Consider the following 15567-nt stretch of genomic DNA (forward strand, 5'->3'; position numbering starts at 1 on the left):
ATAGGGCAAATTCGATCTGCATAGATTAAAGACGCGTATTTACTCTTTTTTCTACTACTCTGATTTTCCCTTTTCAAAATTTCTCCTTAAAAACTGCAACAACCCAATTGCCAGTAGCATAACAAACACCCCTACCCACTGCACCCAGCCCACCGGCTCCTGCAATACGATATGAGAACAGATCACCGCTACCGGTAACTCCGCCGTCATTACAATGGCACTGATCCCTGCTCCTACTTTGGGTATCCCCTTTGCAAAAAGAACAGGCGGAATGATGGTACCGAATAAAGAAAGGAACAAAGCCCATTTCAATATGCCCGCATCGAAATGATTACTCACCACCAGTTGATGGGCATTCACGATAAAGATGCTCAGTGTGGAACCCAGCATAATGATCGTGCTCTTCTTCAGCGTGGCCATCTGCTGCCCTGTTCTGCTGTTGGCTACAATGAACCCCGCATAACAGAAAGCAGATGCTAAAGCATACAATACGCCTTTCAGAGAAATCTCCAACGCAGGGTTGGTGATGATTCCGCTGGCCATGATGGTCCCTGCCAGGATCAGCAGGGTTACAAACCCCTGCACCCAGCCAGGCTGCTTTTTAAAGAGCACCCAATCCAGCAATATGCCCATCCAGGTACATTGCATCAGGAGCACAATAGACAGGGACGCTGGTATGTACACCACGGAAACATAATAGAAAAAAGTAGTCAGCCCGATGGTTACGCCTGTAAACAAAACCGGCAAGCCTCCTTTAAAGCCCTTTTCCCGGCTAAAAAGGAATTGCAGCAAACCAAGCACTATTAAACCCATAAACGCCTGTGAAAGGGAGATCTCAGCGGCAGAATAGCCTTCCCGGTAAGCTAATTTTACAAATGTAGAAAGGATGCCAAAGCTGCAAGCCCCGGCAAAAACCATGAATATATACCTGGTCATTATTTTCGCTAATAAAATAAGTGATACATCAATTTTTCAGACAAATTGGTGCAGGCGAAAACAACCAGGGTCTTATGACTCGGTGAATGATCCGTTAATGAGAAGGAGATCGCTGGTTATTTTGCGTGCAAAACAACCACTGGAGGAGGTGTACTGGAATATTGGAGGTACATATAGTTTCAGGTATTTACTGCAAAATAGTAATTGTTAATGAGAAACGAAAAAATAAAGGAATAACCTGATTTTCATCTAAAATTCATAGCTTTATACACGTTTTCCACGTATTTCCTAATACCGATACCGCACCTCCTGAAATAAGTTCTATTAAACTGATCAATTAATCCCAATTGAAATGAAAAGACTTTTACTTTTCTTATGCCTGTTGTGCGCAGGTGAGTTTTGTCTGGCGCAAAACTGCAACACTCCACTTCGTATTGTCGTGCTCGGATCTTCTACCGCCTGGGGGAACGGAGTACCTGTGCGGGACAGCGCCTGGACCTTCCATTACCGCAAACACCTCAAGGCCACTCATAATACCGCAGACACGGTGTACATCCTCGCCATCGGCGGACATACCACCCATAACATACAAGCTACCGGCACGGCTCCCTATACAGTTAGTGGCGTCACCTTCACAGTAGATCCTAACAATAATATCACCAAAGCCATTTCGCTGGCCCCGCATGCTATTATCGTGAACATCCCTTCAGAAGACGAAGCACGTAACTTCCCTTTGTCTGTACAGATAGCCAACCTGCTTAAACTAAAGCAACTGGCCGCACAGAATAACATCCCGTTATGGGTTACCACCACACAGCCGCGCAGCAACCTGGGCAATGCCGCAGCACTCCGGCTGAAACAGATGAAAGACAGCATCCAATTGTATTTTGGCGATAAAGCCATCGACTTCTGGACCACCGTAGCCACCGCAACAGGACAAATAGAAGCCGCCTACGCCAACGGGGACGGGCTGCACCTGAACTCCGCGGGGCAACGCATACTTTTCACCCGTGTGGCAGATAAAAACATTCCACAGGCATTGTGCCAGCCAGCGCCGGTTACGCCGTTCCAACTAACCAGCTTTACCGTGAGCCGTTTTGAAGATAAACTCAGACTTAACTGGCGCACCAATACAGAAACAAACACCCTCCGCTTCATCATAGAACGAAGTACAGACTCCATCAACTGGAGTAACATCGGCAATCAAAATGCCGCAGGTAACTCCGCCGTTCCAAGGGATTATGTATTCACAGATAACACCGTACATACATCCGCCAGGTATTACCGGCTCAACATGGAAGATGCGGCCAATGTACATTACTACACACCCGGCGTAAAAGCGATGCCGGATACGATCTATCATACGCCTTTCAGATTGAACTCCTTTACCATCAGCCTGGTAGCCGGCAAGTTAAAGCTGGACTGGAGCACACTGCTGGAAAGCAACACGGTTCGTTTTAATATTGAACGCAGCACCAATGCCCAGAACTGGGTGAACGTCGGGAATGTGGACGCTGCCGGCACTGCTACCAGCCCAAGGAGTTACTCCTTCACCGATAATAACCCTGCAGCCAACCAGCTGTATTATTATCGTTTGAATATGCAAGCCAGTGAAAACAGGAATTTCCTCAGCAACACAGTATCCGGCACATCACCCGGCGTACCGCAAAACTGCAACGCGCCAATAAGGGTAGTACTTCTTGGCTCTTCCACTGCATGGGGCAATGGCCTGGCCAGCAGGGACAGTGCCTGGGCATTCAGATATCAACGCTGGCTCAAAGCCAATCACAACGCACAGGATACGGTGATCAACCTGGCCAATGGCAGTACCAATACCCATACCATACAGCCAGACGGCACGCCTTCTTATACGGTTTCCGGCCTCACCTTCACCGTGGATCCCAACAGTAATATCAGCAGGGCGGTTGCATTGAATGCAGATGTGATCATCATCAATATGCCTACTAATGATGAAGCACGCAACTTCCCCCTGACGCAATCAAGGGATAATTATCTCGTACTGAAAGCATTTGCCGCACAGCATAATATTCCGTTGTGGGTAACTACCACCCAGCCGAGAGGTAACCTGGGTGTGGCTGCAGGCGTAAGACTGCGTCAGTTCAGGGATACTACCATCAAGTATTTCGGCAGCAGGGCCATCGACTTCTTCACCGGCCTGGATAGCAGCAACAATAACATCAAAGCCATCTATAACAGTGGTGACGATGTGCATTTCAATCCTGCAGGGCATAAGATCCTCTTCGACAGAGTGGTGGCCAAAGGCATTCCGGATACTTTATGTGCCAATAGTAACGCACCACAGGGTTTGGCACGTGCCATCGTGTATGGTAACGATGTGGCGGAAGAAACCGGTTTATTCATTGCTCCCAACCCCGCCAGCAGGATCGTAACCATCCCTGGTGTTGCTGGTAAGGAATTTATGCTGGATGTGTTTAATGCACAGGGTGTAAAAGTATTGTCCGTGCAAAGAGCTAGTACCAACAGACTGGATGTAAGTCAGTGGCGCAATGGCATCTACTTTATCATTATCGATAATAAACACCGGTACAAACTGGTGAAGATATAAGCAAACAAAAAGGCCTCAGCACAAACTGAGGCCTTTTTTTATTCTGCCATATCTTGTTTTCGCCAAACGATCTCTTCCTTTAATAACCTGTTCACATCGATCTTAGGCCCATCCAGTAAGAACACTTTCGTTTCATATTCCCGGGCCAGGTTATTCCGGATCATTCCTACCACTTCCACCCTGTCGAAAAAGATCTTTTCTCTTTTTCTCTCAGGATCCCTGTCCCCGGTATCTTTTATCAGTATTACGTGATGGATAGGGGCATCCAGTTTGAACCAGTTGATATAATCCGCATTAAAAGAAACTGCCTGCAGCCCTTTTACTTTTGTATAGTAATTGATAGCGCCCGCCTGGCCATAGTTATCCGTAAGGATAATGGTATTGGCTTTATCAGGGATAGCCGTATACATGGAATCCACAATGCCTGCCAGTTCTTTCCAACCCTGCATATCCGCAAAATCCTGCGGCAGATCATGGTTCTTGCCATCCTCCCATCTTAAGATGCCAAACGGTGCAAAACGCTCTTTTTTAGACACCATCTTTTGTGGGGAATACAACGGGAACGTAAGGGGAATGGCCGGCAGATAAAGCAGCACGATGAATACCGGCAGAGCTATCCTCATCCATCTTTTCGTAAAAACGGCTGCTATATATGCACTGCCCACTGCCAGCAGTACAGGATATAATCCTACGGAGTAATAACTCTTTGCTTTAAAATAAAGAAAGAGCCCGATCGTAAAAACATAGGTTAATCCTATCCAGCGGTATGGACGGAAAGGCCTGTAAAAGATGAATGCAACAATAGCCCCCAATATGATCAGTACGTCACAAATAACAAACAACAACTGGCTTTTCATGAAATCTAAACGGCTCACATTCACCAGTTGCCGCTCTGCCAGTTCGTTCATGTGATGTACTACCGGGAAATGGTTTTGAAACTGCCAGATGATATTCGGAGAAATGATCACCAGTGCCAGCAACACCGCCAGGTAGAGATGTTTATTCGCAAAGATCTTTCGTTGCGGTGTAATGAGCAAAGCTGGCACCAATCCCATGATGAGGAAAAGGATACTGTATTTATTCAGGAAACCTACAGCAACACAAACCGCCGCTAAATACAGGTACTTTGGCTTTTCGTAGTTGAAGTAACAGATCAGGAAATAAAATAAAGCCGTCCAGGAGAAGATATCAAAAGCATTGGGCTGAAATAACATATCCAGCCGCTGAATCGCGGAACACATGACAGCCAGGGCCACCAGGAATTTGGCATAGAGGTTACCTTTCAGTTCCCCTACGATCAGCCAGGAGAAGATCAAAGTACCGCATCCTATGAAAGCAGGGATCAGCCTAACCCATATTTCACCATTCCCCAGCAACCTGATCAGCCAGGCAAAGAGGGAAGTAACAGGCGGTACGGATAAGTAACCCGGCGCCAGATGGCCACCCTGATCCAGGTGCAGGAATTCATCCCGGTGCAGCTCGTATACAGGATTTCTGAAAACAAAAACTAGGATCAGTTTTAGCAGGATAAAACTAAACAGGATATAGATCTCGGCTTTGGGTTTATGCATATGTTAGCTTAATGGTACTTTAATATACGGCAGAATTATTAACCCTCCGTTTTTTCGATTAAATTGGCGCTCTAACAATCAGGACATTCATGAAATCGCTATCCACGCTACTGCTCATTTTAGCATCCTTTAGCACATTTGCACAATTTAAAAACCCGGTATTCGATCATGATTTCCCTGATCCGAACCTCATACAGGGAAAAGATGGTTATTACTATGCCTATTCCACACAGGTGAACTGGAAGCGGGATAGCTTAGGCGGCCCTTATATCATTCCTATTATCCGTTCAAAAGACCTGGTGAACTGGCAATTCGTTGCACCTGCACTCGCTCAAAAACCAACCTGGAAAACAGCAGGTGGCATATGGGCGCCGGATGCGGCGGAATATAAAGGGAAGTATTATCTCTATTATTCCTTTTCCACCTGGGGCGATCCCGATCCAGGTATAGGACTGGCCATCAGCGATAAACCGGAAGGACCCTTTACTGATAAAGGCAAACTATTCCTGAGTAAAGAAATAGGCGTGGCCAATTCCATCGATGCTTTCTTCTTTGACGACAAAGGCAAACCTTATCTTTTCTGGGGAAGTTTCCATGGCATCTACGGTGTGCCTTTGTCTGATGATGGTACTGCCATTAAAGGAGACACTTTCCGCATTGCCGGTAATGCTTACGAAGCCACTTACATTTACAAGCGCAAGGGATACTACTATTTCATCGGTTCTGTAGGCACCTGCTGCGAAGGCGCTAAAAGCCGTTATCATTTAAAAGTAGGCAGAGCTAAGTCCATCAAAGGCCCTTACCTGGATCAATCCGGCAAACCTTTGTTAAACAACGGTGGTACATTACTGCTGGAAGGCAATAAAGGAGAAGAAGGATTTGCAGGGCCGGGGCACAACGGCGATATCATCACAGATAAAGCCGGGGACACGTGGCTGTTATATCATGGATTCAGAAAAGAGAATGATAAAAAGGGCAGGGTAATGCTGCTGGATAAGATCACCTGGGAAAACGACTGGCCGGTGATGAAAGCAGCCGTACCGGGACTGGAAATACAAAAGGCACCGGTATTTTAGGTTTGTCGCATTATCCCTAAAAGTTGGCAGATTCAGCCATGTTTTTAGATGTTGAATTGATTTACATTTAAGTTCTAAAACTAATTATCATGGCAAGAGTTAATCCTTACTTAGCATTCGATGGCAACTGCGAAGAAGCTTTCAACTTCTACAAGTCTGTATTTGGTGGTGAATTCTTAGGTGGAATTTCAAGATTCGGCGATATGCCCTCTGAGCACTATTCTCCCGGACAGGAAAAACATGTGATGCATGTAATGTTACCGATCGGGGATGGCACTTCTCTTATGGGCAGCGATACGCCCGGGCCGGAAGCTGCCGGAAAAGATCATAACATCTCTATTGCGGTATCACCGGATAGCGAGGAAAGTGCCAGAGAGATCTTTAAGGGCTTATCCGCAGGCGGAACGGTGATCATGCCAATAGACCAGGCGCCATGGGGAGCACTTTTCGGAATGCTCACAGATAAGTATGGATTTAAGTGGATGGTTAATTACGACGCCAACAGTAAATAATCTTAATCTTCCCCCTGTCATGAACTGTGCAGAAGGCTTTATCAAGGCCTTTCGCACAGTTCATTTTTATTTACGTTAATCGAAAAGCATTATATTTGATTTAAAGTGCCCTCTTGTTATATTAATATATTCTAATATTAACCGATACCCCTTATTCCGTTTGCATTTTTTGGCCCCAGATTAGCGTTATGCCTGAAAGAAAGGAAATATTATTATTCGTTCATTCCAGTATTGAACTGCCGAATGTAAAAAATGAATTAATTGCCATCAGGGATAGATCACCTGTATCCGGCAAGGTGGAAGTGCGGGAAAACGGCGCTACCAACTTTGATGCGCTGGACAAAGCATTAAGGAATCCCTATGACCAGGACTGGATGACCATGCTGCATTACGCTGGACATTCTTTTAAAGATGGCATCATCGTAGAAGAGAATGGTCAGCATAAGGTACTGGGGGTAGATGCACTGAAGGTAATGATCAAAGCGCATAAGGTTTTTCGCTTTGTATTCCTGAACAGCTGCAATGCTGCTAATATTGCCACACAGTTCCTTGAAGCCGGCGTTCCATTTGTAGTAGGTACAACCAGTGAGGTGAAGGATACGGATGCGCTCCTGATAGCGACAAAATTCTATGATTACCTTAGCCAATCGCCCTGTAGTATCCCTAATGCATTTAAACTCACTAACGAATATTTCATTGCACATAAAAACGATCTTTCAGTGCTGCTGAAAGATCTGTTTGGTTCATTCAGCGACGACCTCACCGGTGATAACGGATGCCGTACTTTAAAACTCAAAGGCCAGAGCAAAGAAAACGATTACCCATGGAAACTGTACATCCGGGAAGATGTAGCTGCTGCATTACAAAAAGCGGCAGCAGCAAGAAGTGCGGAAGAGCATAAATTACTGGAAAGAACAAATGAATGGACACTTGTTCCGCAATACAAAATTGAACTAAGCAATGATCTGAATAGTGATTACCAGCATAAGATCCTTTGCCTCTACACAAAAAAATCTGAGAAATATTATACCGCTTTCAAGAATTGTTTTTCAACACCCGGCCAGAAACATATCCTGATCCAGGGCGTATGGGACCTCTTTGAGGGCAAGCCTTACAGGCAGGAGCTGTTTGAACAGGAATTAGAGGCAGCCCATGCAGTGATCCACCTCGTGGAAGGACCAGATTACTTACAGGAAAAATATATCATTAGCTCGCTTCAAAAGATAAACAACATAAAGGCACATGCACGCATACCCATTGCCGCTTTGCAGGACGCCCCTTTTAAAGCAATGGGCTGGTACCAGCAGGCTATTGAACTGGAGGCCAATGCCACTGCAAAATTCTTTGGACCCACTTTCCCGGAACTGGTAAAGAAAATACCGGCAGCAGATCAACTGGGCAAGATCCAGAATGCCTTAACATTTTACAGTGAGAGCCTGCATAATTTCCTCTTTCAACATACAGATACTGCAGATCCGGAACTGCTGTCAAAAGAATTAATAAGAATGCCTTTTGATATTGAACAAGGCAACATTTCCAATATATTCAATACCTGCTCGCACAAAAAACTATTCTTCTCTCATATAGAGGGTACGGAGAATTGCGCGCAGGCCCTTATCATACAAAAGATCAGGGCTTCAAAAGGCATTCAGCAAAATGTTAAATCTATTCGCATCTCCCTCCTGAAACCGGCACCGATACTTACAACAGACGCTTTCTGGGAAGAAATGATGCGCGTCACAGACACGCCTAAGTTTGGAGACAAAGCCCAATATCCCCTTAAATGCATTCATGCCCTCCTGGGGAAACTTAAACAAGATGATGTAGTGATAGTGATGGAAGATATTACAGACGCTCACCAGGAATTGTATAAGGAAATACAACAAACATTCTGGAACGACCTGGTGGCAGAATTCAAAGCCAATCATATAGGTACCCATCTTTTTGAAAATGCCCTGCTGTTCATTATTGTCAACTATCACAAGGACGTTAAAGAACTGCCCTCTTTTGTTCCATATGATGAGGCGGCCAGTTTCAAGATCTCCCCTGTTACCTGTATTTCCAAGGCTGAATGGCAATACTGGTATGTTTCGCAGGCGATCTTCCTGAAAAAACTCCCGCACAAAGACAACTACTACAGGAAAGAAGTAATGATGGACATCTGTAAATCCCTTCGCGTAAAACCCAATATAATAGACGAAAAGGTCCTTAAATATGATTAATACAATTAGCAGCTACACTGGTACAGCATTGAAAAAAGCAGCAACTGATCTTGATATCCAGGGCAATGAGATAGGTATTATCCAGCCCTATCATGCCAATAAGGATATCATTAAGGCCGTGGAATATGCCCGCCTCCTGCAACGCCCTCTCCTCCTTCGCGGAGAACCCGGATGCGGAAAAACCAGGCTGGCGCAGGCAGTTGCTTATGAAATGTATGGAAAGGATTATCGCAACTACTTTTTTGAGTGGTTCGTGAAATCCACTTCAAAATCAAAGGATGGCCTCTACTCCTACGATCACCTGGCTCAGCTGCGGGACATACAGGCAGGCATAAAAAAACCTAAAACAGAGTACCTGGCTTACGGGGAAATCGGCAAGGCCTTTCGGACAGAGCAGCAGGCTATCCTGTTGATAGATGAAATAGATAAAGCCAATATAGACTTCCCTAACGACCTGCTGCTGGAACTGGATCAGAACCGCTTTGATATCCCGGAACTGGATGAGCCGGGTGCGGAACGGGTGACTATACGGGCCAAAGTACCACCCCTGGTATTCATTACCAGTAATGATGAAAGAGAATTGCCGAACGCATTCCTTCGCCGCTGCATCTTCCATTACATTGGTCTGGATCAGAAAGAACAGAAGCAATTGTGGATAGACATTGTTAAGTCTCATCAGCAATCCAATATCGAGCAATACATGGCAACGCAACCCACTAACTATGTGCTGCACAATCCCTTGCCCGATGGCTCCATCGAAGCACTGGTGAGCCGTTTTTCCAGCCTTGTACAAAACATGCGGGACGGGAACGCAGATAAAACACCAGATACCAGTGAATTGCTGGACTGGGCAAAGATCCTCCATTATTACTGGGCAACAGATAACAACGGAGATGAAGAAAGTGTGATAGAAGCCGCGCTGAAAGATGAAAACAAACTGGAATACAAAGAGGTACTGCTGAAAACACTCAATGATTACAAACAGTTTGCCCCGGATAAAATATGAGACAATCAGTTACATCCGTTAAAAGTGAACCTTTCTTCCTGGACCTTTTCCAGCGTGCACGCCACGAGTTATCACTGGAGTTGGACTATATGCAATACAGCCATTTCCTGAAATGCTTCCTCTTAACAGAAGTACAAACGGAAGAAGACCTGCTGTTCCTTTGCGAATCTCTCTGGCTGCCAAATCCTCAATATAGGACCGCCTTCCGGAAGCTCTTTGACGATGCCTTGCTCCGGTTCAGGCAAAATACTCTGGAGCCGCTGCGCGCCATCAGAACAGTTGTTCAAAACGACCCGGTACAGCCGGCTACACCACCAACTCCTCAACAGGGTGCGCAGCCAATACAGGAAGTGGTGCCTAAAGTACCCCCTGCCCCCCCTCCACCACCTTCTGTCGCAACTACTACGCCCCCGGTCATTACAGAATGGCCGGAGATCCGGTTAAAAGTAAAAGACAGCGCAACAGGTTTCTCGGGTTATCAACAGGAAAAACATGACAGTACTTCCTATAGCAATATACCCTTTCTGTTTTCCGTTGAAAAAGCCTTGCCATTCGGGATGCGAAAAGCAGCCCAGTTATGGACGCGGTTGCCTGCGCCCCCCCATATCACAGCAACAGATACATTGGACGTGCAGGGGCTGATCAGGCAGAAAGTAAATGATGGCGTATTTCACGAATTACTGTACGAAACCGTTAAAAGCGGGCGGCAGCAGATCGTTTGGCTAACAGATCACCAAGGGTCCATGAATCCCTTTGCCGCATGGGAAGATTCCCTGCTGGATATTGTAAAGGATAATAAACAAACGGAATCCGTGCACCGGTACTTCTTTCATGATTTCCCTGCGCAAAAGGCCAATAAAGATTTTCTGCTCTTCACCAATGCAGCGCACACTGCTTCCGTTACCTTAGCAAAGGAAGCCCGCAAGAGAAAATGGAACAGGCAAACCCTCATTATTATATTCAGCGACGGTGGCGCTGCACATCAGAAAAAAGATGATGAACGGGTGAAGGTTTTCTTTGAATTGAATGAAACACTCCGTTGTTTCACCAACCGCCTGTTATGGATCAATCCTGTTCGTCATACAGATCATACCACCGCACAGGTGATCTCTTTTTTCATGAATATGATCTACCCGGATACTCTTGCCATCAGCCGCATGGTAGCCGGACTGCCGCCACTCAAAGTGCCCACTGCCGCTTTACCACAAACCAATCTTTTCTCAGATAAGTACAGTATCCTCCATTCCTTTAACAAAGAGGAAGACAGGATGGATAAAGCCAGGACAGAAAGTTTCCTGGAACGTTATCCTTCAGATGCACATTGGTGGATGGCCTGCCACCTCACCTACCCCATTGCACTCACAGCAGACCTTGTACACCAGGTCTGGGTCAATTTCAAAAAAGATGAAACCGGTCACCAGGCAGACATTCCTTTATGGGTAGCGGACGAAGTACTACATTCTCCCCTCGTGAGAGAAATGGGGAATGGTCTTTACGAGATGTATCCCAAAATAAGAGAAGCCCTGCTGACATATCTCCGGGAGAAAGAATCCATCTGGGGCCCTGACCGGGAAAAAAGGCTGGCAGAATTTGTACAAGATTACCTCCGCTTCAGGAGGGCCAAAGTACCTACGGAAGCATTGGCAGTAGCAGAAACCCTGAACTACAAAGTACTGCTGGAGGAAACAGCAGTACTGATGAAAGAAGTAGACCATTTATTGGCGCTGGCCAACCAGACGGCCAATAAACAGGAAAAACTCCAGGCACAGCAAAAAATAGCCGTGCTGCTCAATATCAATAAAAGCCGGAAGCTGTTGGCCAGTACCACTGGAGACGCCATTGGCACCCTGAAAGATGGCCAGGCGGAGAAGACCTCCAGCACGCTGGATCCTTTAGACCTCTTATCCACTATCAACAAACTGCAAAAAGTACCTGATCTAAGCAATCCCGTTAAGATCAATGAATACCGGTCATTGTTCCTGCACCTTCAGCAAACGGAAAATGCAGGAGAAGGTTTCGTGGTGAATTTATCACCTGCTGCTCAGGCAGAATTGATCACAGATAAATTGGTTACCGTTCATACTGCATCAGAAAAACCAGAGGTCTATGCTTTACTGGTGGGCATTAATAATTATAAGCGCAAACCACTGGAAGGTTGTGTGAATGATGTGGAGAATATGGAATCATGTCTACGCAAGATGCCGGGGCGGCTGAACTTGCTAACACTCAAGGAAGAACAAGCTACGAAAAAAGCCATCGTATCGGCCTTCCGGTCTTTCCTATCAAGGGCACGACCACAGGACACGGTGTTGGTATACCTAGCCGGGCTGGGCACGAAGGAATATGCTGCAAAACAATTCATTTCAGTCAGCGACCTTCATGAATGTTTTATTACCTATGATGGAAATTCATCCGTATTTTCTGACTTTCTTCTGAATAGTCTGGAATTGATGTTCCTCTATTATGAATTATATCAAAGCACCAATGTGCATATCCTTAGTATTTATGACTTTTCCTCTTCCTTTGAAAACTATCCCAAGTTTACAGAAAAAAAGAACTTCAACAACGTAAAGACACGCCATCTGACAGATACAGGTGGCAGGCCCTTCCCGCAAAGAGAAGCAAGTGGGTTTATTTTTCCGGATGAAGTATACAACGATGCATGGAACAGGATTCCGTATACAAATTTATCAGCTAGTAATTACAAAAGTACAGCAATAGAAGCCCAGGCCCTTAATGGGGTAAGGGTTGAAGGAGTGTTTACCCGGCAACTTATACAGGAATTGCTGGAAGCAAATTTCAGGATCTCATACGTAGACCTCGCATATAAGGCCTCTTCCTACACCAAACCATTATACCGCCAGGTAGTGCAGCTTTATGTAAATGAGACCGATGGTAACCTGGCCAGTAACAATTTCCTGCGCCTGAATATATCTTCAGGTTTACAATTCCCAATAATAAGGGAAGAGCAGGGCGGTTACCTCATCCCGATAGGCGTCCTGCATGGCGTAACCGCTAATACCAGTTTCTACTGTTCTTTCGTGGATGAAGAAAAAAACAAAAAAGACCTACAGAAGGGAGAAATCATATCCATCAACCTGGAATACACACGGCTGGGCTTTAGGGTGCCGGAGGAGAAACACCGCTCACCTCGTTATGCAGAAGTTACCGGCCTTATGCCTAACCCGCTGATCATTCATATTAAAAATCATGATGGGGACCTGAAGATATTGCAGCAGATCATTGAAACAGTAAAAAAAGAGTCCAAAGATTCTATTCAATTTAGTAATTATGAGGACAGTGCGCATTATGTGTTGCATAACCGCAATGGGTTGAGTTATCTTACCCTTCCTTTTGATACTTACCGGCCCTTATTGAAACCAGTACCCGGGTTAAATCAGCAGGAAGTATCGGGAATAGTAAATACTATTCGACAAATATCACAATGGCAGATGTTACGGCAGTTAAAGAATATCCCATCTGCTCCATTACAAGTAGAGCTCTTCCATGTTCTAAACGAGGAGGAAATACCCATAGCCATTATAGAGAACAAAATCGATCTGGAAGATACGTTGGTCATGCTGAAGATAAGGATCACCAACAGATCACAGATCCCCCTGTATGTTGCCCCACTTTACTATGGGGTTCGTTTTGACGTGATGGTGAATTTTACAGAAAGTGGCACTTTCATGCTGCAACCAGGGGAATCAATCAGTTCAGGAGAGTCCGGCATGAAATCTCTTTTTCTTTCAAACTCATTTGCTACTTCAGAATACAATCTTAAGGAGGAAATAGAATATCTCCAGTTTATTTCTTCTCCTGAAGATTTTGCGGCTAATGGAATTCCCTTGCAGGGCTTACCTGGGCCTCCTCGACTAGGTCGCGAAAGGCAATCAGAACCGCATATTGCGATAACCTCGACTAGTCCGGACTTGTCCATTAATCGTTTCATGACACAGCAATGCATCCAGCTTAATATAAAGAATCCTGAATATAACAGCATTCATCATTCTAACCTGAAAGTGATGCTAAATAACTATGAAACAGTAGATTTTGTAAGGGGTGTTTATTACAACGTGTTAACAGATCAATATCTGCAACCGCTTTATTACAAACTGAAACCTGAAATTAATTTAACAATAGTGGGCGAGGCTGGAATAAAACTCCTTCACGCTGGTGACAATGTGGGAATACAAACCATTCAACAGCCAGTACACGAATCCTCTCGCTGGCGGGCATTTAAGCAGTCCGTGAAGTCTGACAGGACAAGAATTCTGGCATTGGGAGATTCATGGTTTTCATACCCGCTTAAACTCCGGGACATTGTAGACTATCTCGCTAGCTCTTTCGCAATTTTCTCTGATACTTTAATAGAAATAGAAAATACAAATCAACGGAAAATAATCTGGAATCATATAGACGCTGGAAATCCTGCATTCATACTGATCAGTATTGGCATGCAGGATCTTTTTACAGACCGGTTCCCGGAATTTATTAAGCCATCGGATGATGAACCCAAAACAAAAGCCAGACAAACTTTCAATATACATCCTTCATTTTATGCTGAAATGGACATACTGGAGGAAAAGATCATAAGGATAATACTCACCGTGACCCGTCTTACATCAGTAGAGCTCATCCTTCACGGATATGATTATTTTGTTCCGATGCCTGGCAATGATATGGCCTGGTTAGGTAAATGTTTTCTGGAAAGGGGCATCACTGAACGCAAGGAACAGGAATTGATCATCCGCAGAATGCTGGACGCCTGGAATGACAGGCTTATGCTTATATCAGCGAAATTGGGTAGCAAAGAACAATTTATCTCTTATCTGGACCTTCGTAACACACTTGAACCCGGACAATGGTACGATGAATTTCATCCAAATGATGAAGGCTTCAGTAAAATTGCAGACCGGTTTGAAGGACTGATAGGAAACATGGATGAAAGAGTTCGCCAACGGAATAATGCCAGGAGCAATAAAGAATGGCTGGAAACTGCCAAATTACAATATAAGAGCAGGTCGGAAGAAGCAAAAGAAAACAAGACCTTTGATCCCGAAGATCCCCAAAAGAATCTGTGGAATCGCCCGGGAGATGTCAACTATGGTTATACCATAAAAGCCAGCGTCACATCAGAATATTCATCGCTTTCCGTGTTTACAGTAAGTATTGTTATAACAAAGGAAGAAAACGCTTATGCCTACTTCGCAGCTTTTATCCTGCATGATACCTTCACGCCCATGATACAAGTGGTATCTTTTACGGGGGCTGAGGCCAAACTGACACTGGTTGCCTATGAAGCGTTCACGCTGGGTGTATTGTTATCTGATGGTTCCAGCCTCGAACAGGACCTTCAAACCCTCCCGGATGATCAATGCCCCAAAGGTTTCAAGTATACAAATAAGCCAGAGGATGTTTTGAGTAAACTCACCATCAGGGAAAAGGAGATTCTTATTTTAACTGCCCAGGGATTCAACAATAAAGAAATAGCTGAAAAGCTCAATTTGAGCAGATATACTATTCAATCCCATCTGAAAAACATCAGATCAAAACTAAAAGTCACAAATACTCCTGATCTTATTGCCCTTGGGAACCAACTCAGTTCTACCAATCCTTTTGATGACATCACTTATAAATAATAAATTAATCTAACA

At 44.9% G+C, this 15567-nt stretch carries 8 protein-coding genes; 6 read left to right on the top strand and 2 right to left on the bottom strand.

Translation table 11 applies throughout. From position 1 onward, the window contains the following. Positions 1-54: 54 nt before the first annotated feature. Positions 55-936 (bottom strand): DMT family transporter, encoded by an 882-nt coding sequence (locus tag GFS24_RS07665; RefSeq protein ID WP_153658983.1) that lies wholly within the window; start codon positions 934-936, stop codon positions 55-57. Positions 937-1288: 352 nt separating this feature from the next. Between GFS24_RS07665 and GFS24_RS07670 the strand changes: the two genes are divergently transcribed. Continuing rightward, entirely contained in the window at positions 1289-3523 is a 2235-nt protein-coding gene (locus GFS24_RS07670; protein WP_153658984.1) for a GDSL-type esterase/lipase family protein, read from the top strand. A 38-nt stretch (positions 3524-3561) separates the two neighbouring features. On the opposite strand, the gene GFS24_RS07675 is transcribed toward GFS24_RS07670, so the two are convergent. Next, positions 3562-5094 carry a glycosyltransferase family 39 protein gene (locus GFS24_RS07675; RefSeq protein WP_153658985.1) on the bottom strand — a complete coding sequence of 511 codons (1533 nt, stop codon included), beginning with the start codon at positions 5092-5094 and terminating at the stop codon, positions 3562-3564. An 89-nt stretch (positions 5095-5183) separates the two neighbouring features. On the opposite strand from GFS24_RS07675, the gene GFS24_RS07680 reads away from it, so the two are divergent. The 5 genes from GFS24_RS07680 to GFS24_RS07700 all read left to right on the top strand — a co-directional run bounded on the left by GFS24_RS07680 (position 5184) and on the right by GFS24_RS07700 (position 15552). Then, positions 5184-6170 (top strand): family 43 glycosylhydrolase, encoded by a 987-nt coding sequence (locus tag GFS24_RS07680; RefSeq protein ID WP_153658986.1) that lies wholly within the window; start codon positions 5184-5186, stop codon positions 6168-6170. A gap of 89 nt (positions 6171-6259) precedes the next feature. Next, positions 6260-6682, top strand: coding sequence for a VOC family protein (locus tag GFS24_RS07685; RefSeq protein WP_153658987.1), 423 nt, complete (start codon positions 6260-6262; stop codon positions 6680-6682). Positions 6683-6870: 188 nt separating this feature from the next. Next, the gene (locus GFS24_RS07690; RefSeq protein ID WP_153658988.1) at positions 6871-8904 is read left to right on the top strand and encodes a CHAT domain-containing protein; all 2034 of its coding nucleotides are present in this window, start codon (positions 6871-6873) and stop codon (positions 8902-8904) included. After that, positions 8897-9910: a MoxR family ATPase gene (locus GFS24_RS07695; protein ID WP_153658989.1), complete on the top strand. Its 1014-nt coding sequence runs from the start codon at positions 8897-8899 to the stop codon at positions 9908-9910. Before GFS24_RS07690 ends, GFS24_RS07695 begins: the two co-directional genes overlap by 8 nt. Further along, positions 9907-15552, top strand: coding sequence for a LuxR C-terminal-related transcriptional regulator (locus tag GFS24_RS07700; RefSeq protein ID WP_153658990.1), 5646 nt, complete (start codon positions 9907-9909; stop codon positions 15550-15552). Before GFS24_RS07695 ends, GFS24_RS07700 begins: the two co-directional genes overlap by 4 nt. Positions 15553-15567 lie beyond the last annotated feature (15 nt).

Origin of the sequence: Chitinophaga sp. SYP-B3965 (assembly GCF_009647655.1) — a bacterium.
In the GTDB taxonomy this organism is placed as follows: Bacteria; Bacteroidota; Bacteroidia; order Chitinophagales; family Chitinophagaceae; genus Chitinophaga.

Excerpts from the sequence above, each read along its gene's own strand:
- GFS24_RS07695 (WP_153658989.1), top strand. The coding sequence starts at position 8,897 with ATGATTAATACAATTAGCAGCTACACTGGTACAGCATTGAAAAAAGCA.
- GFS24_RS07685 (WP_153658987.1), top strand. The coding sequence starts at position 6,260 with ATGGCAAGAGTTAATCCTTACTTAGCATTCGATGGCAACTGCGAAGAA.
- GFS24_RS07680 (WP_153658986.1), top strand. The coding sequence starts at position 5,184 with ATGAAATCGCTATCCACGCTACTGCTCATTTTAGCATCCTTTAGCACA.
- GFS24_RS07665 (WP_153658983.1), bottom strand. The coding sequence starts at position 936 with ATGACCAGGTATATATTCATGGTTTTTGCCGGGGCTTGCAGCTTTGGC.
- GFS24_RS07670 (WP_153658984.1), top strand. The coding sequence starts at position 1,289 with ATGAAAAGACTTTTACTTTTCTTATGCCTGTTGTGCGCAGGTGAGTTT.
- GFS24_RS07675 (WP_153658985.1), bottom strand. The coding sequence starts at position 5,094 with ATGCATAAACCCAAAGCCGAGATCTATATCCTGTTTAGTTTTATCCTG.
- GFS24_RS07700 (WP_153658990.1), top strand. The coding sequence starts at position 9,907 with ATGAGACAATCAGTTACATCCGTTAAAAGTGAACCTTTCTTCCTGGAC.
- GFS24_RS07690 (WP_153658988.1), top strand. The coding sequence starts at position 6,871 with ATGCCTGAAAGAAAGGAAATATTATTATTCGTTCATTCCAGTATTGAA.